The 22,979-nt window shown below is 42.8% G+C and carries 21 protein-coding genes; 2 read left to right on the forward strand and 19 right to left on the reverse strand.

The annotated features are described in order from the left end of the window. Positions 1–12: 12 nt before the first annotated feature. The 18 genes from PNC201_RS17870 to PNC201_RS17950 all read right to left on the reverse strand — a co-directional run bounded on the left by PNC201_RS17870 (position 13) and on the right by PNC201_RS17950 (position 17,277). Positions 13–525, reverse strand: a complete 513-nt coding sequence (locus tag PNC201_RS17870; protein ID WP_158299139.1) for a hypothetical protein — start codon at positions 523–525, stop codon at positions 13–15. Between the two features lie 18 nt (positions 526–543). After that, a complete protein-coding gene (locus PNC201_RS23320; protein ID WP_157782774.1) occupies positions 544–720 on the reverse strand; it encodes a hypothetical protein in 177 nt (58 codons plus the stop codon). A gap of 217 nt (positions 721–937) precedes the next feature. Next, positions 938–3,025, reverse strand: a complete 2,088-nt coding sequence (locus PNC201_RS17875) for a winged helix-turn-helix domain-containing protein (RefSeq protein WP_158299140.1) — start codon at positions 3,023–3,025, stop codon at positions 938–940. 689 nt (positions 3,026–3,714) lie between these two features. Continuing rightward, a complete protein-coding gene (locus PNC201_RS17880; protein ID WP_102057816.1) occupies positions 3,715–4,131 on the reverse strand; it encodes a F0F1 ATP synthase subunit epsilon in 417 nt (138 codons plus the stop codon). Between the two features lie 13 nt (positions 4,132–4,144). Further along, a complete protein-coding gene (gene atpD / locus PNC201_RS17885) occupies positions 4,145–5,530 on the reverse strand; it encodes a F0F1 ATP synthase subunit beta (protein ID WP_102057817.1) in 1,386 nt (461 codons plus the stop codon). 32 nt (positions 5,531–5,562) lie between these two features. Further along, positions 5,563–6,423: a F0F1 ATP synthase subunit gamma gene (atpG, locus tag PNC201_RS17890; RefSeq protein WP_017218545.1), complete on the reverse strand. Its 861-nt coding sequence runs from the start codon at positions 6,421–6,423 to the stop codon at positions 5,563–5,565. 52 nt (positions 6,424–6,475) lie between these two features. Further along, on the reverse strand, positions 6,476–8,017 hold the full coding sequence (atpA, locus tag PNC201_RS17895; RefSeq protein WP_010376884.1) for a F0F1 ATP synthase subunit alpha: 1,542 nt from the start codon (positions 8,015–8,017) through the stop codon (positions 6,476–6,478). Positions 8,018–8,031: 14 nt separating this feature from the next. After that, on the reverse strand, positions 8,032–8,565 hold the full coding sequence (gene atpH / locus PNC201_RS17900; RefSeq protein ID WP_010604141.1) for a F0F1 ATP synthase subunit delta: 534 nt from the start codon (positions 8,563–8,565) through the stop codon (positions 8,032–8,034). 16 nt (positions 8,566–8,581) lie between these two features. Further along, complete coding sequence (gene atpF, locus PNC201_RS17905; protein WP_010604142.1) at positions 8,582–9,052, reverse strand: F0F1 ATP synthase subunit B; 471 nt, start codon at positions 9,050–9,052, stop codon at positions 8,582–8,584. 42 nt (positions 9,053–9,094) lie between these two features. Continuing rightward, positions 9,095–9,328 carry a F0F1 ATP synthase subunit C gene (atpE, locus tag PNC201_RS17910; protein ID WP_010604143.1) on the reverse strand — a complete coding sequence of 78 codons (234 nt, stop codon included), beginning with the start codon at positions 9,326–9,328 and terminating at the stop codon, positions 9,095–9,097. 59 nt (positions 9,329–9,387) lie between these two features. Then, positions 9,388–10,245, reverse strand: a complete 858-nt coding sequence (atpB, locus tag PNC201_RS17915; RefSeq protein ID WP_010604144.1) for a F0F1 ATP synthase subunit A — start codon at positions 10,243–10,245, stop codon at positions 9,388–9,390. 15 nt (positions 10,246–10,260) lie between these two features. Beyond that, on the reverse strand, positions 10,261–10,641 hold the full coding sequence (locus PNC201_RS17920; protein ID WP_010604145.1) for an ATP synthase subunit I: 381 nt from the start codon (positions 10,639–10,641) through the stop codon (positions 10,261–10,263). Between the two features lie 289 nt (positions 10,642–10,930). Beyond that, entirely contained in the window at positions 10,931–11,869 is a 939-nt protein-coding gene (locus tag PNC201_RS17925) for a ParB/RepB/Spo0J family partition protein (protein ID WP_102057818.1), read from the reverse strand. Between the two features lie 15 nt (positions 11,870–11,884). Next, complete coding sequence (locus PNC201_RS17930; RefSeq protein ID WP_010376876.1) at positions 11,885–12,670, reverse strand: ParA family protein; 786 nt, start codon at positions 12,668–12,670, stop codon at positions 11,885–11,887. Positions 12,671–12,684: 14 nt separating this feature from the next. Further along, the gene (rsmG, locus tag PNC201_RS17935) at positions 12,685–13,305 is read right to left on the reverse strand and encodes a 16S rRNA (guanine(527)-N(7))-methyltransferase RsmG (RefSeq protein ID WP_010376874.1); all 621 of its coding nucleotides are present in this window, start codon (positions 13,303–13,305) and stop codon (positions 12,685–12,687) included. Positions 13,306–13,320: 15 nt separating this feature from the next. Continuing rightward, positions 13,321–15,210, reverse strand: coding sequence for a tRNA uridine-5-carboxymethylaminomethyl(34) synthesis enzyme MnmG (gene mnmG, locus PNC201_RS17940; protein ID WP_102057819.1), 1,890 nt, complete (start codon positions 15,208–15,210; stop codon positions 13,321–13,323). A 422-nt stretch (positions 15,211–15,632) separates the two neighbouring features. Then, positions 15,633–16,070, reverse strand: coding sequence for an FMN-binding protein MioC (gene mioC / locus PNC201_RS17945; protein WP_010604148.1), 438 nt, complete (start codon positions 16,068–16,070; stop codon positions 15,633–15,635). Between the two features lie 409 nt (positions 16,071–16,479). Then, the gene (locus tag PNC201_RS17950) at positions 16,480–17,277 is read right to left on the reverse strand and encodes an isocitrate lyase/PEP mutase family protein (protein WP_102057820.1); all 798 of its coding nucleotides are present in this window, start codon (positions 17,275–17,277) and stop codon (positions 16,480–16,482) included. A gap of 239 nt (positions 17,278–17,516) precedes the next feature. Between PNC201_RS17950 and PNC201_RS17955 the strand changes: the two genes are divergently transcribed. Next, a complete protein-coding gene (locus PNC201_RS17955) occupies positions 17,517–17,822 on the forward strand; it encodes a hypothetical protein (RefSeq protein WP_102057821.1) in 306 nt (101 codons plus the stop codon). 126 nt (positions 17,823–17,948) lie between these two features. Further along, a complete protein-coding gene (locus PNC201_RS17960; protein WP_102057822.1) occupies positions 17,949–21,536 on the forward strand; it encodes a hypothetical protein in 3,588 nt (1,195 codons plus the stop codon). Between the two features lie 50 nt (positions 21,537–21,586). On the opposite strand, the gene mnmE is transcribed toward PNC201_RS17960, so the two are convergent. Next, positions 21,587–22,951 (reverse strand): tRNA uridine-5-carboxymethylaminomethyl(34) synthesis GTPase MnmE, encoded by a 1,365-nt coding sequence (gene mnmE / locus PNC201_RS17965; RefSeq protein WP_102057823.1) that lies wholly within the window; start codon positions 22,949–22,951, stop codon positions 21,587–21,589. Positions 22,952–22,979: the final 28 nt, after the last annotated feature.

Consider the following 22,979-nt stretch of genomic DNA (forward strand, 5'->3'; position numbering starts at 1 on the left):
TTGTTTTGAAGGCTAGTCGGCAGACGTATTACATGGTGCAAGCGCTAAATAAACTGGTTTTCCACTTAAGCTTGAGTGCATGTTTATTTCATCTTCACTTGATTTCCAAAAAAATATATTCGATCGAGTGTGATAAAACTGAACCGCAAAACCAGTACTTTCATCATCTGTACAAATAAAATAATCTACAGAGATGTCAGGGTACGTTTTGGACTGTTCAAATATCATGTACCCGTAACTTGCATTGGGTGTGATCTTGAGTATTCTCTTGCCAGTAGTGAGTTGAGGCGTATCTTTAAGCGCGTACTGTATGATTCCGCTGGAGTGTGAAAAGAAAGGCTTAAAATGGCTATCAGTCGAGAGGTACTCAAATAGTACCTCTTCCTTATGAACGGGTCCTTGTTCAATTTGATTGCGTATTGACTTCACTCCCCCTCCGGCCAAAATGTATTCCACTGGCTGAGGGATAAAAGTTAACTCTTTAATAAGTATAACATTGGTTAAAAGCCAAACAGCACGCATCAATCGAGCGACCCTTTTAGCTTACATAAAATGCTTTGTGGTTTTATCGTCCATACCACAGGCCATGCTGTCCTGATTACACATCACGCTGTAGGTCAATAGCTCCTTTACTATTTCATTAGTACCAGCACCATTAACGCTAGATGCTTGTGATTTAGTTAGTTGCTTTAGTTGCTTTTTTTTAATTGAAAGTTTCATTTTTTTATTCCGTTTTATTGTAGAGCAAGGTCTAGCATAGCTATAAATCAAAAACTTGCTATTAGCAAAACCTTAGGAAAGCTAATTTGAATATTAGGATAAGTATCTCAATAAGTTTGACTGGATAAATTAGATCCCCTAGACTAAGTTTTCCTTATTACATCTGCATTTCTCGCATATGTACCAGCCCGAGGCACCGCCATGCTCTCGGGCTTTTTTATTTGTTCTCAAAGACCGTGATTGCATTTTGCTTACGTGTGATAGCAAAAGTTAGATAACTGCCATCATTATCGATTAGCCTCATATTTAACAGATTTCCTTGTTCACTAGGATCGTAGGACTTTAGTTCATTTTGCGATAAAGCTTCGGGGTCAAACTCCATTAGCTTTTTACCGTCAAAGTAAATTAACTCTGCTCCAAATAATGTAAAGTTGGGGAAAAATGGTTCAACGTAGGTGCTTTGCCCAGTAAATGCTCCCTCTTCGAGATCGTATAGCCGTACCTCTCTGAAAAAATTCTGCGTAATACACTTTGACTCTGTAAAGCAGGTAAACCAAAGAACATCTCTTATCGGCAGTAGGCGTTGCTTTCCAGTCATACTGTCTATAAGAAGCGCTCTATTTATCTTGCCCTTTTGTACCACTACAGCTATCTGAGAATCATTAGACGCTTCAATCTCAACCACTTTCTCATCAAATGAGAATTCATTGACTAACTTACCAGTGAGGTCAAACACCTTGATATCTTTATCTAATCTTATATAAATCAATGAATTACTTTTATTCACCTTAACCCGATAAGCAAACTCATCTAACTGTACTTGGCGAATAACACGGCCTTGCTTGTCTAAAAAACTAAGTAAATGCTCATTAATATGATCAACATTGGAAATAACAACAAATTGATCCATATTTTCCAATGCTGCGGCATCTCTGGCCCCTGCAATATCCAGCTGCTTGACAAGATCTTTTGAATACAGTGTAGTTACCACTTCAAAGTCTTTTTGTTGCGCCAAATATTTATCTTTTGCTACACGCCAAATATTCCTATACTCGACTGATGAGTTATTTTTGATGTTCTCAACTTCAACTCCCAGATCGATGTCAAATGCTTTGACACTTTGGGACAGTAAATCAAACCAATATAGCTGGTTATCAACAATCGTAAAGTTGTTTACGACTCCTGTAATGGTTGCTACCTGGACTAGGTTACTGCCTTCAACATCGGTATAAAAAACTTCTGTAAACTCACTTTGCATCCGTTTGAAATACACTCGTCCGTTACTGGAGTCATAATGCAGTAATTGATCGCCAAATGAACTTGCGTTTGGAGAAGATATTCTAAACTCAAGCTCTCTTTTTCTATCGAAAATATAAAGTGCAGCAGTATGGCTCTTTTCACGAAAGCCTAGCTTGTCATAGAGTAGATAACGATTATCAACTTCTAATAGGTTGCGAATTTGCTTATCACATCCCATTACTTTTTGCGCATCAGTTTCCTTCAAATAATCAATACGCCATATGGCACAAGCACCATCTGCAGTTTTCTCTCTGTAGAATAGGTGCGAAAGAGAAGTAGAAAAACCTAAAGGCTCTACACTGCTGTCAGGAAAAGTAAATTTCTTTGCATCATCGTGTTTCATCGAACGAACAACAATAGATTTACTCGTGTCAGATTCCGACAAATAAGCATAATAATTGCTGTCAGGGTGCAATATTAAATAACTGTAATATGCCTCTTGCCAAGTGATAGCTCGCTCCTCAAAACTATCAAATGAATGCTCTTTAAAAGCGCTGAACGCTTGATTCTCATTTTTTTTAGCAGGGAGGAAATAAAGCATTGATAGCGTGATTGCTACAACAAGAAGCATTAAGCCAATTAGTATTGTGGAGTAATTTTTTTTAGATTTTTTAGTGGGTGGTGGGGTTACTTCTGGATTACTAGACTGGCCGCCATCTTCAAAAAGAACAATTTCTCTATCTACCGCTAAGCTATAACCTTTACGGTAGTGAGTCTTAATAATAACGCCTTTGAACTTTTCTGACTTTAGCAGTTTTCTGAGTTCAGAGATCGCTCTATTTATTGCGTTATCATCAACATAATGCTGACACCAAACGTCATCAATTAAGTCTTGTCTAGTTATAATCTGATCGATGTTAAGTAACAAATAGCAAAGAATCTTATAAAGCAGTGGCTCTAATTCTCTACTTTCGTCACCATCAGTGATTGTTTGCTTTTTGGGATCTAAAGTCCATTGAGCAAACTTAACAAATTGGACTGTTCTAGTGAAATTTACTTCTTTCATCACTTTTCCGTGCTTTACCTCATCCATGAAGCCTGCGAGTTTCCATTATCGAGAAGACAATACCTATTCTAAGATAACAAAGTTATTTTTCAATAAATACGAACAATTAAAGTAGCATAAAATATAACTTTACCAACCACATTTAACCTAAAACTTAACGTTAAAAACAATAAGTTCAAGGGAATACGCTCACTTATACCCATTACAAATACAAAAGACAATATCGAACCATTATTTCTTTTTTATCATGTAAAAAATGTTATTTTTCCTGGATATTTCAAAGTTCAGAGTACCAATAAAAAATAGAATATAAAAACAGAAAGTTACAGCCCATTCTATATAAAAAGAAGCAAGTGATGCTGTTCAATGCTTGAACAACTCTCGATACCTATTTGCATCGATGCATGCATAACAAATCTTCCTAGTATGGGAATGTCTATAAAGCTTTACACGTTGTCAGCTAGAAATAGTGTGAAGAAATAACTTAGCAGATCCGCTCTCACACCCGACTACTACCTCAGTATCTACGTACCGCAAGGCAAAATTAAGCCATTTAATTGATTTAAATGGCATGGTATATCCGCCCTAAAATTTAATAATAGCTAGATAGCAAGCCCTTAGTTCTTTACCTGTACGCATAAAAAAACCCACGCGATGCGTGGGTTTCCAATAACCAGATAGGTGGTTGCTTATTTGCGCAGCTGGCGAATAACGCGTAGTTGAGCAAGGGCTTCTTCTAGTTGTACTGCAGCTTGTTGGTAATCCAACTCACCGCTAGTACCAGAAGCCATTTGCGCTTGCGCTTCACGTTTAGCTTCTTCAGCAGCTTGCTCGTCAAGCTCTTCCGCACGAATAGCAACGTCCGCTAGAACAGTTACTGTTTGTGGTTGAACTTCAAGCGTACCGCCTGCAACGTAGATAACTTCTTCTGAGCTATCCGCTTTAACCAAACGTACCATACCAGGTTTTAGGCCAGTCAGTAGTGGCGCGTGGCCTGGATGAATACCAAGCTCGCCTTCTCTACCTGTCACTTGGATAGTAGTCACAGCGCCAGAGAACAAGCTCTGCTCTGCACTTACTACATCAAGGTGTACTGTCATTGCCATAACAACCTCCTAATTACATGTTTTTAGCTTTATCAACTGCTTCGTCGATTGAGCCAACCATGTAGAATGCCTGCTCAGGCATATCATCGAAATCACCGTTTAGGATGCCCTTAAAGCCAGAGATTGTGTCTTTAAGAGATACGTATTTACCAGGTGCACCTGTAAATACCTCAGCAACGAAGAACGGCTGAGATAGGAAACGCTGGATCTTACGTGCACGAGATACAACTTGCTTATCTTCGTCAGATAGCTCGTCCATACCTAGAATTGCGATGATGTCTTTCAGCTCTTTATAACGCTGTAAAACTGTTTGAACGCCACGTGCAGTGTCGTAGTGCTCTTGACCGATAACTTGTGGGTCAAGCTGACGTGAAGTTGAATCTAGAGGGTCTACCGCAGGGTAGATACCTAGAGACGCGATATCACGAGAAAGTACTACTGTCGCATCTAAGTGAGCAAACGTTGTTGCTGGAGATGGGTCAGTCAAGTCATCCGCAGGTACGTATACCGCTTGGATTGAAGTGATTGAACCTGTCTTAGTTGATGCGATACGCTCCTGTAGAACACCCATTTCTTCAGCTAGTGTAGGCTGGTAACCTACTGCTGAAGGCATACGACCTAGAAGTGCTGATACTTCAGTACCTGCTAGTGTATAACGGTAGATGTTATCTACGAAGAATAGTACGTCACGACCTTCGTCACGGAACTTCTCAGCCATTGTTAGACCAGTTAGTGCAACACGTAGACGGTTACCCGGTGGCTCGTTCATCTGACCATATACTAGTGATACTTTGTCTAGTACGTTTGAGTCATTCATCTCATGGTAGAAGTCATTACCCTCACGAGTACGCTCACCAACACCTGCGAATACTGAGTAACCGCTGTGCTCGATTGCGATGTTACGGATAAGTTCCATCATGTTTACGGTTTTACCTACACCCGCACCACCGAATAGACCAACTTTACCACCTTTAGCGAATGGACATACAAGGTCGATAACCTTGATACCAGTCTCTAGAAGTTCAACTGAGCTGCTCTGCTCTTCGTATGATGGTGCTGCACGGTGAATAGACCAACGCTCTTCTTCACCGATAGGACCCGCTTCGTCAATCGCGTCACCAAGTACGTTCATGATACGACCTAGTGTTGCTGTACCAACTGGAACCTTAATTGGCTCAGCTGTACCTTGTACTGGAGTACCACGACGTAGACCGTCAGTACTACCTAGTGCGATACCACGTACCACACCGCCACCTAGCTGCTGTTGCACTTCTAGTGTCAAACCAGCTAAGTCGCCTTCTGTAACTTTTAGTGCGTCATATACGGCTGGCACGTTGTCTTGTGGAAACTCGATGTCCACAACGGCGCCGATAATTTGGACGACCTTACCTAAACTCATGTCTATTCCTCTTATTAAACTTTGCCGAAGCGTTACACGGCAGCCGAACCGCTCACAATCTCACTGATTTCTTGTGTGATTGCGGCTTGACGTGCCTTGTTGTATACCAGCTGTAGCTCATCAATCAGGCCACCTGCGTTATCAGTTGCGGCTTTCATCGCAACCATACGGGCAGCTTGCTCAGAGGCAGCATTCTCAACTACGCCTTGGTAAACCTGAGACTCAATAAAGCGCACAATTAGTGTCTCTAAAATCGCCTCTGGGCTTGGCTCATATAAGTAATCCCAAGCGTGAGCTGATACTTCTTCTTCAGCTTTTGGCAAAGGTAATAACTGATCGATAACAGGCTCTTGTTTCATTGTGTTGACAAACTTGTTGTACACAACGAATAAGCGGTCAATTTTGCCTTCTTCGTATGCATCTAGCATTACTTTTACAGGACCAATTACGTCCTGTATTGAAGGTGTATCTCCCAGCCCTGCCTTTTTGGCTTCAAGCGAACCACCAAAACGTTTAAAGAAACCAGCAGCTTTGCTACCTAGTGTTGCGAACGACGCCTCAACACCCTTTTCTTTCCACGCTTTCACGTCTTTCGCTACACGCTTAAACTCGTTTGAGTTTAAGCCACCACAAAGACCACGGTCTGTAGAGATAACGATATAACCAACTCGTTTCACATCACGCTCTTCTAGGAACGGGTGATGGAAATCAAGATTAGCCTGAGCAACACGACCGATCACTTTGCGTAAGTTCTCAGCGTATGGACGACTAGACGCTACGCGTTCTTGTGCCTTCTTCATTTTAGAAGCGGCAACCATCTCCATTGCGCTGGTGATCTTTTGAGTATTCTTGATACTCCCGATCTTGCTTTTTATCTCTTTTCCGCTGGCCATGACTCTCTCTCCGAATCTCGGTGAGTAGTTACCTACTCACCTTAATAACACATTACCAAGTTTGCGTAGACTTGAACTTCTCAAGAAGCTCTTTAAGCTGCGCTTCGATCTCGGCGTTGTAGTTACCAGTTTCATTGATTTGAGCCATTAGCTCTGCGTACTCGCTCTTAGCAAATGCGATTAGGCTTGCTTCGAAATCAAGGATCTTATTGATTTCGATATCTTTTAGGAAGCCTTTCTCTACTGCAAATAGCGATAATGACATATCAGCAACAGACATCGGTGCGTACTGTTTCTGCTTCATTAGCTCTGTTACACGCTCACCGTGTTCAAGCTGTGCACGTGTTGCATCATCAAGGTCAGAAGCGAACTGAGAGAACGCCGCTAGTTCACGGTACTGAGCTAGCGCTAGACGGATACCACCACCTAGTTTCTTAACAATCTTAGTTTGAGCTGCACCACCTACACGAGATACCGAGATACCAGCGTTAACCGCTGGACGGATACCTGCGTTGAACAAGTCAGTTTCTAAGAAGATCTGACCGTCAGTGATTGAGATAACGTTGGTAGGTACGAATGCAGAAACGTCACCACCTTGAGTTTCAATGATTGGCAATGCCGTCAATGAACCTGTTTTACCTTTCACTTCACCATTTGTGAACTTCTCAACGTAGTCAGCGTTTACACGAGACGCACGCTCTAGAAGACGTGAGTGAAGATAGAAAACGTCACCAGGGTATGCTTCACGGCCTGGTGGACGCTTAAGTAGTAGTGAGATTTGACGGTAAGCAACAGCTTGCTTAGACAAATCATCATATACGATTAGTGCATCTTCACCGCGGTCACGGAAGTATTCACCCATAGTACAACCAGAGAACGGCGCTAGGAATTGTAGCGCTGCAGATTCTGATGCAGAAGCAACTACTACGATAGTGTTTGCAAGCGCACCGTGCTCTTCTAGTTTACGTACTACGTTAGCAATTGTTGACGCTTTTTGACCAACCGCTACGTACACACACTTAACGCCTGTGTCTTTTTGGTTGATGATAGCATCGATTGCTAGTGCTGTTTTACCAGTCTGACGGTCACCGATCACAAGCTCACGCTGACCACGACCAACTGGGATCATCGCATCGATAGACTTATAACCAGTTTGTACTGGCTCATCTACTGATTGACGCTCGATTACGCCAGGTGCGATTTTTTCAACTGGTTCAAAACCATCGTTATCAACAGCGCCTTTACCGTCGATTGGCTCACCTAGCGTGTTAACAACACGACCTAGTAGACCACGGCCTACTGGTACTTCAAGGATACGACCAGTTGATTTAACTTTTACGCCTTCTTTAAGGTCAGCGTATGGACCCATTACTACAGCACCTACTGAGTCACGCTCAAGGTTTAGTGCGATAGCATAACGGTTGCCAGGAAGCTCGATCATCTCACCCTGCATACAGTCAGCAAGACCGTGGATGCGGATGATACCGTCGGTAACAGATACGATAGTACCTTCATTACGCGCTTCACTTACAACTTCAAACTGCTCAATGCGTTGCTTGATCAGTGCAGAAATTTCTGTGGAATTAAGTTGCATGCTCTTTTTCCCAATTACGATTGTAGCGACGTCGCAAGACGATCTAACTTGCCGCGAACAGAACCGTCGATTACGGTGTCACCGGCTTTAATCACTAGGCCACTTACAATGGCTTCGTCGATGCTACAATTCAGCTTAACTTTGCGTGCGAAACGTTTCTCAAGTGCCGCGACCAATTTTGCTTGCGTATCATCTGCAAGCACTGTTGCTGAAACCACATCTACTTCGATTTCTTTGTCATAGTCTGCTTTTAATTCTGCAAACAATTCTGCAACAGCTGGGATGGCGGCTAAACGCTCATTTTCGGCCATCAGCTTGATAAGATTTTGACCTTGTTCGTTGAGTTGCTCAGCACATAACTTGATAATGATTTCAGACTGCTGTGATTCAGTAGCGATGCTACCAAGTAGCGCCTGAACCTGTTCGTCGCTGGTAACTTGACCAGCGAAGAACAGCATTTCATTCCAAGCTTCAACTGTGCCTTTTTCAACGGCAAGTTCAAAAGCTGCTTTAGCGTATGGGCGAGCGATAGTAGTCAATTCAGACATGCTCATACCCTCCTACTTAAAGCTCAGCGACAAGTTTTTCAACGATGTCACTGTGTGTGGCTTGATTGATTTCACGCTCTAAAATCTTCTCAGCACCTGCGATAGAAAGTGCAGCGACTTGTGAGCGCAGCTCTTCTTTCACACGGTTGCGCTCAGACTCAATTTCAGAGTGTCCCTGAGCAATGATTTTTTCACGCTCTTGCTGACCACGAGTAGTCTCTTCGTCAACAATTAGCGCAGCACGCTTCTTAGCTTGTTCGATGATTTCAGCCGCTTGTGCTTTCGCTTCTTTCAACTGTTCAGCACCTTGTGCACGTACGCGCCCAAGTTCTTTCTCAGCTTCATCAGATGCCGCTAAACCATCTTCAATTTTCTTCTGGCGAGCTTCAATTGCATCATTTAGCGGTGGCCATACATATTTCATACAGAAAAGTACGAATACCGTAAACGCAATTAATTCACCGATTAGAGTGAGGTTAATATCCACAACCACTCCTCCTTAAAATAGTAAACTGTTCAAAAATTAGAATTAAAGTACGAACAGGATTACCATTGCGATACCAACACCGATCATTGCTACAGCATCGATTAGACCAGCAAGGATGAACATTTTAACCTGTAGTGAAGGCGCAAGCTCAGGTTGACGAGCACAAGCTTCAAGGAATTTACCACCCATGTTACCGAAACCGATAGCTGTACCGATTGCACCAAAGCCGATTAGTAGAGCAACAGCGATAAACTTAAGGCCTAATACTAGTTCCATTTTTTTCTCCAAAGTTTCAATTGTAAATTAAAGTTAAAGTTAATTTTTTAAAAAATCTGTTAGTGGTTGTCTGAGCTTGCCATGCTTAGGTATACGATTGTCAGCATCATAAATACGAACGCTTGCAATACGATGACCAAAATATGGAATACCGCCCAAATAAAGTGCAGTGGTAACTGCATTAAACCAATCGTACCGATCAAGATGAAAATCAATTCACCCGCGTATAAGTTACCGAACAAACGCAGTGCCAATGAGAATGGCTTTGCAACAAGAGCAATGGTTTCAAGTAACAAGTTACACGGAATCAAGAACAACATACCAATCTTGTTCTTAGTACTAAACGGATGAAGTGTTAACTCAGCAATAAAGCCACCGATACCTTTGATTTTGATTGAATAACCGATCATCAAAATAAACACACCGATAGCTAGTGCTGCGGTCATGTTCACGTCAGTGGTTGGTACAATTTTCATGTACACATCGTGTGAATCCATACCAAACGCTTGCTCACCAACAAAGCCGGCAAAAGCAGGTAAGAAATCAACAGGAATTAAGTCCATTAAGTTCATTAAGAACACCCAAACAAAGATAGTTAGGGCTAAAGGAGCGATCAGTGCGCTTTTGCCATGATACGTATCACGTACGTTGTTACCAACGAATTCAACGATCATCTCGATAAAGCACTGGAACTTACCAGGAACGCCTATAGTGGATTTTTTAGCGGCACTTCGGAAGATCCATAAGAAAATAAGACCTAAACCGATTGACCATGCGAGGGTATCTATATTCCATGCCCAGAAACCACTGTCCGCACATGCTTTATTGAAGGCAAGACCGGCATCGGTCGAGCACATCTTGGCATTGGTCAAGTGGTGCTGAATATGGCTCGATATAGTAACTTCTTCTGCAGCCATGTTTTATCCCAAAAGTTAATGATTAAAAAAAATCAGGACCAACCATTGTGTCAGCATCACGAGCATATACGCGCCAAAGAAAGGCAGCATCATTACTGAAAAATGCTTAAAAATCAGTGCAAAGAGCACAACAGTTAGCAAAAATTTTAATCCATTTCCTCGTTTTATCGAGGAATATACTTGATTTGCTTTGCTTGCACCCATAAATCGAAAGGCGTAAGCAGCAAATACAAAATTAGGGAGTACCAACACAGCGCCGCCAGCTAATGCTGAAACTCCGGCTTGTACTCCCCAACCTATAAAAACGATTACTGCAGCGACTAATGCTACGATACCCTGAATCAAAACACCTTGTAATGCGGCTCGCCTATATGGACGGGCTAACGAATGAGTCACTTTATATTAACCTTAATGACGTTAAATTTTATCAGGGTATGAAAACTGGCGAAATTATACTTGTTTCTGCTTAATTTGCAACTTGACGAGGCGAAATGTGACGTTTTTTGGACGCCAAATAGGTCAAAATTTGTTAGGGAGGAAGGCTTAAATTAAAGCCTGTACAAGAGTGGCTATTTTTCCATCAAAGTTCTTAGTATTCTCGCTATTTCGCAGCATATCGGTGAGGAAATAGCGGCGCAAAATAAAGCACCGCATTCACGCATTAGTCAATTAGTTAAGTTTACCGTTAGTCAGCTTCATTCATTTCAGAGTTAATACGCCCCAAAATACCATCAAGCTCATCCAGACTAGCATAGGAAATAACCAGTTTACCTTTGCCTTTTTGGTTATAGTTGATCTCAACTTTTGCGCCTAAGTTTTCCTGCAATTGCTGTTCAAGCAGCTTCACATCAGGATCTTTTTGCTTCGCTTCTTTTTTCTCAACAGGCTCTAAAATGGTGCGAACCAGTTTTTCGGTTTCTCTTACGGTTAATCCTTTGGCCACAGCAGTTCTTGCTGCTTCAGATTGCGCTTCACCAGTTAGGGCAAGTAAACAACGAGCATGACCCATTTCTATGTCGCCATGTTCCAACAAGATTTTTACATCATCGTTGAGATTGTTGAGACGAAGTAAATTGGTGACCGTCGTACGCGATTTACCCACCGCATCAGCAACCTGCTGATGCGTGAGTTCAAATTCATTAAGCAATCGATCTAGAGCAATTGCTTCTTCCATCGCATTGAGGTCTTCACGCTGAATGTTTTCAATAAGGGCAATAGCAACAGCCGCTTCATCCGGCACATCTTTGATTAAACAAGGAACGGTATCTTGCTTTGCCAGTTGTGCCGCACGCCAACGTCTCTCACCGGCAATAATTTCAAAGCTTTGCGTGGTAACTTTACGCACCACAATAGGCTGTAAAATCCCCTGTGAACGGATCGAACTCGCCAGTTCCTCAAGTGCCTGTTCAGACATATCTTTACGCGGCTGATATTTACCTGGCTTTAGCCACTCAATAGGTAATCGTTGTAACTCTTGTTCAACCGCCGATTCGGCAGGTGCTTCACTGACTGTCGCAACCGCTTCTTGTTGATTAGGCACAGGTGCCGCAGCACTTGGATTAGGTTTAGCTGAGCTGAGTAGGGCATCCAACCCTCGGCCTAAACCACGTTTTTTAACCGACATGTTCTTTTTATCCTCTTAGGCAACCGCAGCTGCTTGCTTTTCTTTGCGTCTTAGCATTTCACCCGCTAGCGCTAGATAAGCTTTCGCACCGCTTGATGCTCTATCATAATACATCGCAGGCGCTCCAAAACTTGGCGCCTCCGCTAATCGCACATTACGAGGGATCACAGTCCGGTACACTTTATCGCCAAAGTGTTGTTTTAACTGCTCAGATACGTCGTTAGCTAGACGATTACGCGGGTCGTACATAGTGCGCAAAATACCTTCAATTTGCAATCCTGGATTCACCAACTTACCGAGTTGGGTAATGGTGTCCATTAAAGCTGTTAATCCCTCCAGTGCATAATATTCACACTGCATCGGAACTAAAACCGCATCGGCGGCAGCCATGGCATTTACCGTTAGCATATTTAATGAAGGTGGACAGTCGATGAATATATACTCATATTTATCTTTTATCGTCTCAAGGGCGTTGCGTAGTCTCACTTCGCGCGCAAACAACTCCATCAGTTTGACTTCTGCCGCGGTTACATCCCCATTGGCTGCGATCAAATGATACTCACCACTGGTTTCTGTGGTGATCACTTGATCCATTGGCGCTTCTTCGATCAATAGATCATAAACCGTTGCGACATCGGCGTATTTATCAACACCACTGCCCATGGTTGCATTGCCTTGAGGATCGAGATCGATCAACAGAACTTTACGTTTAGTCGCCGCCATGGACGCGGCTAAATTCACCGCAGTGGTTGTTTTACCAACACCACCTTTTTGGTTTGCTATTGCAATGACTCTTGCCACATTGTCCTCGACAATTAATCTTTAGAAAGAATGATTAAATGGCGCTCACCTTCAAGCTTGGGCACCACTAAACTAATATCTTGCGATAAACTCACGCCGTTTGGTAGTTGTTCTAGCTCATCCGCAGGGTATTGACCCTTTAGTGCTAAGAATACACCTTGGTTATCGATTAAATGTGAACACCACTGGATCATATCTTGTAGTGATGCAAAAGCACGGCTGAGTACACCGTCTAATTTAACACTTGGCTGATATTCTTCAACTCGAGACTGCACTGGGGTAACATTCTCAATGCCAAGCCCATGTTTTACCTGCATTAAAAATCGAACTCTTTTACCAAGGCTATCAAGAAGAACAAAATTGATGTCCGGTCTAGCTATCGCTAAAACCATACCCGGTAAACCCGGTCCGGTGCCAACATCAATATAGTTACTGCCCGTTAAGTGTGGCGCAACAACCAAAGAATCCATGATGTGTTTTACCATCATTTCTTTTGGGTCACGAACGGAAGTGAGGTTGTAGGCTTTGTTCCATTTATCCAGCAGCTGGACATATTCGACCAACTGCTGCTTTTGTTGTTCGCTGAGCTCGATAGAGGTATCAGCGAGTAATTCATTCAATTGTTCTAGTAACACAGTGTTCCACTGCTATTACGCCGACTTACGTAATAGCCCTTGCTTTTTCAGATACACTAATAATAGCGAAATAGCAGCAGGGGTGATACCAGAAATACGTGAAGCTTGGCCAATCGTTTGTGGACGAGCATCACTCAGCTTTGCCACAACCTCATTTGACAGGCCGCTTACCAGGCTATAATCAAACTCAGCAGGCAGTAATGCCTCTTCATGACGAAGCTGTTTATTAATCTCATCTTGTTGACGCGCAATGTAACCGGCGTACTTAGTTTGGATCTCAACCTGTTCAAGGGCTGGAATATTATCAAACTCAGATCCTAATCCTTCGATTGCCATCAGGTCGTGATAATTAACCTCTGGACGGCGGATCAGATCTTCAAGACTGGCTTCGCGTACCAGTGGTTTTTTCAATAATCCATTTACCGCTTCAAGTGCAGGGTGATCTTTATGGATCCAAGTATTGCGCAGACGCTGTGCTTCTTGTTCCATAACTTCAAGCTTGTCGTTGTATGCAGCCCAGCGTTCATCGTCAACTAAACCTAATTCGCGACCTTTTTCCGTTAGACGTAAATCCGCATTGTCTTCACGTAGTAACAAACGGTATTCAGCACGAGAGGTAAACATACGATAAGGTTCTTTTGTACCAAGCGTTGCTAAGTCGTCAATCAACACACCGGCATAAGCTTCATCACGGCGCGGTGTCCATGCTTCACGGCCTTGAACTTGAAGAGCTGCGTTCATACCCGCAATCAAACCTTGGGCACCAGCTTCTTCATAACCGGTTGTACCGTTTATTTGACCTGCAAAGAATAAGCCATTGATAAACTTAGTTTCTAATGATTGCTTTAGGTCTCGAGGATCGAAGAAGTCGTACTCAATTGCATAACCAGGACGACAAATATGCGCATTCTCAAAGCCTTTAATTGAACGCACGATCTCCAGTTGGATATCAAATGGTAAGCTGGTGGAGATACCATTTGGATACAGCTCGTACGACGTTAAGCCTTCAGGTTCTACGAAGATCTGATGCTTTTCTTTATCAGCAAAACGCACAATTTTATCTTCGATGGAAGGACAGTAACGCGGACCAATCCCCTCAATCACGCCAGCATACATCGGCGAGCGATGTAAGTTATTACGGATCACATCATGGGTTTTTTCATTGGTATAGGTGATATAACAAGGGATCTGTTTTGGATGATCAGACACTTTGCCCATAAACGAGAAAACCGGAGTAGGGGTATCGCCTGGTTGCTCTTGCATCACTGAAAAATCAACCGTTCTTGCATCGATACGTGGTGGTGTACCCGTTTTTAGTCGATCAACTCTAAAAGGCATTTCACGTAAACGCTCAGCCAAAGCGATAGAAGGAGGATCGCCAGCACGGCCGCCTTTGAAGTTTTCTAAACCAATATGGATCTGGCCACCCAAGAAAGTACCAACCGTTAGCACCACTGAAAAAGCGCTAAAGCGTAAACCCATTTGAGTTACGACACCTTTGACCTGATCACCTTCAACAATCAGATCATCACAAGATTGTTGGAAGATCTTTAAGTTTTCTTGATGTTGCAAAATGTCTTGGATCGCCGCTTTATATAATGCGCGATCTGCCTGAGCACGAGTCGCTCGTACCGCAGGGCCTTTCGATGAATTAAGGGTTCTAAATTGGATCCCACCTTTGTCGATTGCTTTGGCCATTGCACCACCAAGCGCATCGATCTCTTTAACCAAATGACCTTTACCAATCCCACCAATAGCTGGGTTACACGACATTTGGCCTAAGGTATCCATATTGTGTGTTAACAATAAGGTATTCATACCCATACGTGCAGCTGCAAGTGCAGCTTCAGTGCCTGCGTGTCCACCACCAACAACGATGACATCAAAATGTTCATGATAAATCATTTACGGGATCCTACTTAAAACAACCGAGCAAATTTAGAAAGGATGCGTATTCTACCTAGAATTAACCAGAAGTGAAATGGTTAAACTTTGTACAACGCAAAAAAGAAATCACTTAAAATATATAAAGATCTTTTTAAAGATCTTTATTGATCTTACTATTACTGATCCTTTGATCTGTGAATAGTTTTGTATTCCTGTTTAGATCCAACTGCTTAACTAAGATCAATTGGTGTGAATTAGATCGGATCAATGGGCTTAAAACCTTTGATCAACTTGCCACTTTATTCACAGGGCTAGATCTGAATTATTTTATCCAATGGATAAGTAAGCATAGATCAGCAGTTAGATCATAGGTTATCCACAATACGATCTAAAATAGACTGAATTTGTGAATAACTTCTGTGTATTTCAGTGTCGCGCCGTTAAGCGACACATTCAACAAACTTAGGTAACCAAGCAATAGCGGTATCTTCTGGTAGATCTGGGTGTAAAACATCGATCTTTTCTATGTCTAACAGCTGTGTTGCACCTTTTTCTTTAAGTAGATCAGCAAGATTAATAGCTGCATGATTAAAGGTGTCATAACTTGAATCACCAATTCCCACTACCGCAAAGCGTAACTGGCTTAGATCCGAGCTCGCTTTTAATGCTGATATAAAAGGTAATAAGTTTTCTGGATAGTCACCGGCTCCATAGGTTGATGTCACCACCAGCCAAAGTGCTTGCTGACAAGCTTCAAGCTCGGGTTTTTCATGCAAATTCACGGTATAACCTTGAGATTCAAGCGATTCCATAAGCTGTTCAGCAACGTATTCAGCTGATCCCATTTGGCTGCCTACAATAAGATCTAAAGTTTGCATTGTTACCCTCACCTAAGTCGTATTGCGCGCCATCTTAGCGTTTAACGTGAATATGTAAAGAGGGCTTTGAGGTTATTGGATAAAAATATTTGCACAAATAGTGTGTAATTTTTAGTGTTTTTACTTATCTATATGAAATAAAGGCATAAAATAAAATATTCCTAAGTTTAACTCGGTGATTTATTTGTGGATAATCTATGGGATAGCTGAGCCTAAAAATACTTTTTTAAGCCAAGGCTCATGCTTGAAACGGTAAGAACACCGCTGTTTTTGAACAAATTTTGAGGTTGTGGATGAGGTGTTGTGGATAACGATCTAAAAGCTGGAAGTCGATCCAGTCTTTTAGATCTATATAGTTAGATCCATATAATAAAAGAATCTAAAAAAGCGGTCAGATCTTGTGATTTATTTAGTTTGACAGCCAAGTTGTGCGGACTGATTGCTCAAATAAGAAGTCTACAGCATGTTCTTCGAGCAGCCTTCTGGTGACTGATTCTTGTTGTGCTATCACATGATCGCTGAGAGCGTTACCCGATGAGATACGTTTGACTCCTAACTCTGCTAACGCCTGTTTATCACTAAATCCGGGCAACAGCATCACATTGACTGGAATTGAAAGCAGGGCTGTTAGGCGTTTTATCGTCGGGGCGTCGGTTAAACCGGGAATAAAAAAGCCATCGCAACCTGCTGCTTGATAGGCGAGTGCACGCTCATGCAGCGTCGCTTCAGTCCACTGTGGTTGTAAGCAAAGATCGCAACGGGCATTAATAAAAAAATGATCGAAACCATTATGACGTAAAGCTTGTTTGATTGCCTGCAATAACGCTTGGTGTGCCTTTATATCGCGTAAGCTGCTCTGGTGACTGGGCTTGTCTTCAATATTGATACCTGCAACGCCAAGGTCGGCCAATTGGATAATATGTTTGATGATCTGATTTAGATCCGCGCTGTAGCCTGCCTCAATATCAACACTCAATGGAATAGTGATCACCTTAAGGATGGCACTTACTGTTTGTAGTACACGGTCAAATGTGAGTTGTTCTCCATCTTTGTAGCCCTGATGATTAGACATGCCCCAGCTTGTTGTCGCAACGGCCTGACCACCAGCCTGTTCAATGATAAGCGCTGATGATGGATCCCAGCAGTTAGCTAGAAAAAGCGGGGCTGATTGTTGGTGTAGTGCATTGAAAGTTGTAAAAAGAGCCATTTTATTTCTCCTAAGTTGAAACGCTTAGGATACGCAGTGTACGGATGTTGGACTGGCCAGATTTAGCACTTAACGTGATTGGGTAGATTTGCGGTTATCGCTCAGATCCTTATTATAAGTGTGCTGCTCTTTACTTTTTATTAATGTTTATCAAAAGCTTAACGATAAGTTTGATGTTGACCTAGTTATATGGATTCGAAATAATAGTGTTGATATTAAGGAACTACAAAAGGTAAAACATGGATAAGGATCTGCACATTAGTGCTGCTGAAAATTGGTACTCATTTCGTATTAATGCATCTGGAGAGTTGGAGTTTAAACGCGTCGCACTGTGGGCTGCTGATAAACAGGGTTCTGTAAGAGGGTTAGTCTCTGGTACTGCCAACAAAAAATTCGCCAACTATTTATACAATGCGCCATACGCACACGGTGGTTATATTCATTGGGATGATATGGCACCCGATCAACAGAAAAAAGCAAAGCAGGACTGTCAAATAGATATCGACAGGTTAAAGGAGCTGCAAGCTGAGGATACGAACGCGTAGCTGCCACTCGCTGTGTTTAGCATTTGCTTGAAATTGCCGCAGTTCACAAAGCTGCGCTTCATTATCTTTTTCTTCTCTATAGCCCGATTAGTGGGCTATACGTCAAATTCAATTAGAAATAACGACATGAACCAATTCGATAAAAACCAGATAATCACGCTGGATATCCAAAACCCGCAACAAATCAAATTAGCATTAGCTCAGTATATGGCTTTGTTGGACAGCGATAAGGCCAGTTTTAACAGTCAGTTTGATGTTGAGTTTAAGCAACTTGATGAAGCGGGGATGCGCCGTTTGCAACCGCAAGATAGTGGCAACAACCTAAAGTTGCTTCAATCTGCATTAGATTTAGGCCAAGAAGGCGGTGCTCACCACTATGACCACACCATACTTGATGACACCGAAAACTATATTTCAGAGGTCATTTTATTTGCAGCAGCGCTGCAATACCCTGAGATCAAACAAGCCGTTGTAGAAGCCGCCAAGGCAATAGTGGCCTATAGTCGCCGCCAAAATGACACTGATGAAATGTGGCTTGATGATATGCGGGTATTTGGCGTTGAAGCTTTGTATATGCTTGCAAAGACGGATATACAGTACGCCTATTTGCTAGCACAATACTTTGTGCCTTATTGGGATGATGAACATGCATGTGGTTATGAAAGCTATTTAAGTGTATTGCTACACGAGCACGGTTGGCATCGTGAAATGATCAAAGCATTTATTTGGTGTGACAACGATAACTTTAGATCTGGCATGTTCAAAAATGATCAATACAGTGAAGAATGTGACTACCAGCCGCTTGGGGAATATTTACGCGAAAATCCTGAGAGTTATGAGCAATTTAAAGCATTAGTCATTGCACGTTTTCAAGCTGAACCTGTATTGCTTGCCCATGTCGATACCATGTGTGATGAGGATGAAGAAGAAGACCTTAGTGGTCATCAGCCTGTGATCTCTTTGTATCAATCGCTATTCCCCCATAGCTGTTTTTATGACGATGAAGAGGCTAAAGACAGCTTTATGGCAATGTCATTTTTTGGCAGTACCCTCGAAAATGAAGCGTATGATTTACAGCAAAAAGTCCAATCACAGGTTGCAGGCCCATTAGTTAAAATTGCACAGAGTGCCATTGCTGCTCGCGCAAATTATCGTGCCTATCTAGCCAGAGGTGAGCGTAAATATGAGCTTAACTATGGTACTAATTTGCTGAAACCTTTTGTGCTGGCTATGCCCCAAGGCGAAGTATTGTGGCGCTACATTGAAACTGGGGAACCACAAACAGTATTGGAAACAGTCTGTGAAGTAGATGTGCTTGAATTAGCGAAAGTGCATGCCAGTGACATGGCTGAGCATCTTATTGATCAATTGAGTAGTTTTGAGCGCAATAATCAAGGCATAGTCGAGGAGCTGGAGTCGGTGCTCAGCCTTGTGCGAGGCGATCTACTTACAGATCACTTCAGTGAAGAAGCTGAATATACACAACCAAATGGCATGGTGTTGACGCTTGCGGTACGCAACGATGCAGAAAATAACTTACTACAAGCTCGTGCTGAGCAGTACCTTCGCGTGATTGATGTATTTTACCATGCCCTAGGCAAGCGTGAGTTTTGCAAATATATGATGGCATCACTTACCGAAGGTGATGAAGCACTACTCTCCAGAGAAGCCTATTATCAGCGTTATACTCAACTCTCCGTGTCTGATATCAAGAGCGCGGCTGAAAATGCTAAAGCCAAAAATACCCAGTCGATATTTCGTCACTTCACCAACCAAGATGAATTACTGTGTCGCAAGCATCTTAAGTTGGTCAATGAGCATTTCCGCTCATCGCGTGCGCTGTGCCACCCAAAGCAATGGCCGCAATTGGATATGGGATTAATTACACTGGCCAGCTATCACCTGCACAGTGATTATAATCAGCATATTGGCGATGATATTACTGAGGCACTAGCAAATTATCTTAACGACAATCATATTTGGCAACTCGCTGCCCAGCACATAATTCAGAAATGTCATAAAAAGTCCGATCATTATAACCCTGATAACTTAGGATTGTCTGAGGCACAAATAACGTGGATCTGTGATTACTTTACTGCAGACACGCCGCAAGATGATTTAAGCAGTTTATTGGCATTAGTGCAGCCGCAGTTGTATCGAGATGAGTGTTGTCGCGGTGATCTTTACCTAAACAAGTTTAGTGAAAAGCAGTCAAGCTATCAGCTCTTTAAAGATCATGATGATGATTTCCAACGCTTTACCCTAACGGCATTTTGGTTGCGACAGCTACCTTTACCCCTGCAATACAAAGCAGATCGTTTATGGCAATTTATTATTGCACTAGCGCCAGTTAGGGTTGCACGCAATGTGCTTCGTGCTTATTCGGATGATCATTGGAGCATAGAGTTTGACACTATACTCGATGAAATTGAGGTCTACGAACAGTTAAGTAAAGCTGGAATAGATAGCGGTATACTGAATGCCTATGAAATGAGCAATCAACGTTATAACTCCGAACGCTACTTGAATTGGATAGAGATTTACAGCGAAATAGCCAGTGATGATACCAGCATGTTTGGCAGCATGGGACGTAACAAAGCCAAAGCTATGGAGCAGGGACTCGCATATATCAATGAGCGCACGAAAATTGAGTTTTTACATCATGTGTCGCTTAAACACCCGGAAGTTGAGCTTGATTTCAGCCATGATTTACAACGCGCGATTGATATTTTTGTGCAATTAAACCTGCACTCTTGGGAGCATGCGTTAGCACAGGAATTAGGTCGTGATTGTCTATATTTCGGTGAAGGTGAAAAGCTACCAAAGAAGCTGCATAAAGCCATTGTAGCGGATAGCCTCTCAATACACGATAAACCTTGCCATGTTGATGGTCGAAGTTGGGAAGCGTGCACTGTGTTACAACAGCAAGGAGACAATTACGTTATTGTGATGGCCGATCATGAGGTGCCGCTTGCTTGGTATGAAGAAAGGCTGCCATCTGGGCCGTTACTGATATTTTCAGAGCAGCTTGAGCGTGCGGCTATTATAAAACGCGTGGCTGAGCTGCAAGTGCAGTCCAATCGCATTAACGCGATTGTTGAGCAAACGATGGCTTATCTACATGACGAAGTCGAGTTTGATGTCATGGCTGCGCTGTTTAAAGGGCAAATCTCCACCGAGTTTATGCGTATCGATGCCGATGAATATCAAATGTATAGTCTCCGTCAGTTTGTGTGGATGTTAGATGCTAAGCGTCGCAACAAACTGGTACGTCTGCTTCTTAATCATGACTATCGGGGCTTTAAATTAATTGAAGCGCAAATGGAACAACCTTGGCTATTACATCAATTGGCACACAATGAGATAGATTTTGAAACTTACCTATCGAAAAGCGGTGAATATGAAGGCGAAGCGTCTGAAACCGGCATGGCATTTTTGCTCACCTGGTTATTTGATATCGGCGTTAAACCCGAACATTTGGTGCTGTTTTGTATTAAGCGCAGTCACTTTGACGTATGTCGTGAATTTATCGTGGCACATGCTCGTGGCCAATATGGCAGTTTTAAACAGAGTTTGAGCTATTTATATGCTGATCGCCGCGCTGAACTTCCTGAAATATTCAGCCAAGCAGCAGACGCTGAAGCATTGCTAGCTCCATTAAGAAAAGACAAATCTCGCAAGGTAAAAGAAGCGGTAAACCAATACGTTGGTTAGTGTGTAGTCATACGCCCAAAAAAGGGCGTATAACGACTCAGATATTTGGGTTATTTACCGATACAAAATGAGCTAAATATTTTGCCCAGCAAGTCGTCGGAGGTGAATTCACCAGTGATCTCATTGAGGTATTGCTGGGTAAGGCGCAGCTCTTCTGCCAAAATTTCACCGGCAATATGCATTTCTAGCTGAGTTTGACCTATTTCTAGGTGCTCAGCAGCGCGCTCTAGGGCGTCTAAGTGACGACGGCGAGCCATAAAGCCACCTTCAGTTGCACCAGTAAATCCAATACAGGCTTTTAGGTGTTCCCTCAATAAATCAATGCCTTGAATATCTTTAGCACTTAGACGGATAAGGGTATGGCCATCACTCGTTGTTGCGCCAACCGCTTCACCGCTTAAATCGACTTTATTGCGGATCACGGTAATTTCCATGCCTTGTGGTAATTGCTCGATAAAATCAGGCCAGATCTTCGCAGGATCGGTTTCGTGGGTTTCGGTGCCATCCACCATAAATAGTACGTGATCGGCGCCGCGGATCTCTTCCCAAGCACGCTCAATACCTATTTGTTCTACTTTGTCCGGACTTTCACGAAGTCCTGCCGTGTCGATAATATGAAGCGGCATGCCATCAATATGAATATGCTCACGTAGTACGTCTCGTGTGGTACCTGCGATGTCTGTAACAATCGCGGCTTCACGGCCTGCTAAGGCATTGAGTAGCGACGATTTACCAGCATTAGGGCGGCCAGCAATCACCACGCGCATGCCTTCACGCATAATGCTGCCTTGCTTGGCTTGTTTACGCACTTCTGCGAGTTGCTGAATAATGGCTTCTAGGTCACCCGAGACTTTACCATCGGAAAGAAAGTCGATTTCTTCGTCGGGGAAGTCAATTGCGGCTTCTACGTACATGCGCAGATGAATTACTTTCTCAACCAAAGTATTGATATGTTTAGAAAAGTCACCTTGTAGTGAATGTAGTGCACTTTTTGCAGCTTGCTCGCTGGTGGCGTTGATCAAGTCTGCGATAGCTTCTGCTTGCGTTAAGTCTAGCTTGTCGTTCATAAAAGCACGTTCTGAGAACTCACCAGGCTTTGCCAAGCGCACTTGCTCAATTTTGCTGATTTCCTTTAACAGCATATCAAGTACCACTGGGCCACCGTGGCCTTGTAACTCAAGGACATCTTCACCGGTGAATGAGTTCGGCCCTTGGAAGAACAATGCAATACCTTGGTCTAGTTGTTCACCTGCTAGGGTATTGAATGGCAGGTATTCGGCATAGCGAGTTTTTGGGCATTTACCTAAGATTTGCTCGGCAACTGCTCGGGCTTTACACCCTGAAACTCGAATAATACCAACGCCACCGCGACCCGGTGCGGTAGCCTGTGCTGCTATGGTGTCTTGTGCGATCATGATGACTCTTTAGACTGTCTGGTTAATA

Source organism: Pseudoalteromonas sp. NC201, assembly GCF_002850255.1.
GTDB lineage: Bacteria > Pseudomonadota > Gammaproteobacteria > Enterobacterales > Alteromonadaceae > Pseudoalteromonas.

Coding starts and splice junctions, on each gene's coding strand:
- PNC201_RS23320 (WP_157782774.1), bottom strand. CDS start 720: ATGAAACTTTCAATTAAAAAAAAGCAACTAAAGCAACTAACTAAATCA.
- PNC201_RS17875 (WP_158299140.1), bottom strand. CDS start 3,025: ATGAAAGAAGTAAATTTCACTAGAACAGTCCAATTTGTTAAGTTTGCT.
- PNC201_RS17880 (WP_102057816.1), bottom strand. CDS start 4,131: ATGGCAATGACAGTACACCTTGATGTAGTAAGTGCAGAGCAGAGCTTG.
- atpD (WP_102057817.1), bottom strand. CDS start 5,530: ATGAGTTTAGGTAAGGTCGTCCAAATTATCGGCGCCGTTGTGGACATC.
- atpG (WP_017218545.1), bottom strand. CDS start 6,423: ATGGCCAGCGGAAAAGAGATAAAAAGCAAGATCGGGAGTATCAAGAAT.
- atpA (WP_010376884.1), bottom strand. CDS start 8,017: ATGCAACTTAATTCCACAGAAATTTCTGCACTGATCAAGCAACGCATT.
- atpH (WP_010604141.1), bottom strand. CDS start 8,565: ATGTCTGAATTGACTACTATCGCTCGCCCATACGCTAAAGCAGCTTTT.
- atpE (WP_010604143.1), bottom strand. CDS start 9,328: ATGGAACTAGTATTAGGCCTTAAGTTTATCGCTGTTGCTCTACTAATC.
- atpB (WP_010604144.1), bottom strand. CDS start 10,245: ATGGCTGCAGAAGAAGTTACTATATCGAGCCATATTCAGCACCACTTG.
- PNC201_RS17925 (WP_102057818.1), bottom strand. CDS start 11,869: ATGTCGGTTAAAAAACGTGGTTTAGGCCGAGGGTTGGATGCCCTACTC.
- mnmG (WP_102057819.1), bottom strand. CDS start 15,210: ATGATTTATCATGAACATTTTGATGTCATCGTTGTTGGTGGTGGACAC.
- mioC (WP_010604148.1), bottom strand. CDS start 16,070: ATGCAAACTTTAGATCTTATTGTAGGCAGCCAAATGGGATCAGCTGAA.
- PNC201_RS17950 (WP_102057820.1), bottom strand. CDS start 17,277: ATGGCTCTTTTTACAACTTTCAATGCACTACACCAACAATCAGCCCCG.
- PNC201_RS17955 (WP_102057821.1), top strand. CDS start 17,517: ATGGATAAGGATCTGCACATTAGTGCTGCTGAAAATTGGTACTCATTT.
- PNC201_RS17960 (WP_102057822.1), top strand. CDS start 17,949: ATGAACCAATTCGATAAAAACCAGATAATCACGCTGGATATCCAAAAC.
- mnmE (WP_102057823.1), bottom strand. CDS start 22,951: ATGATCGCACAAGACACCATAGCAGCACAGGCTACCGCACCGGGTCGC.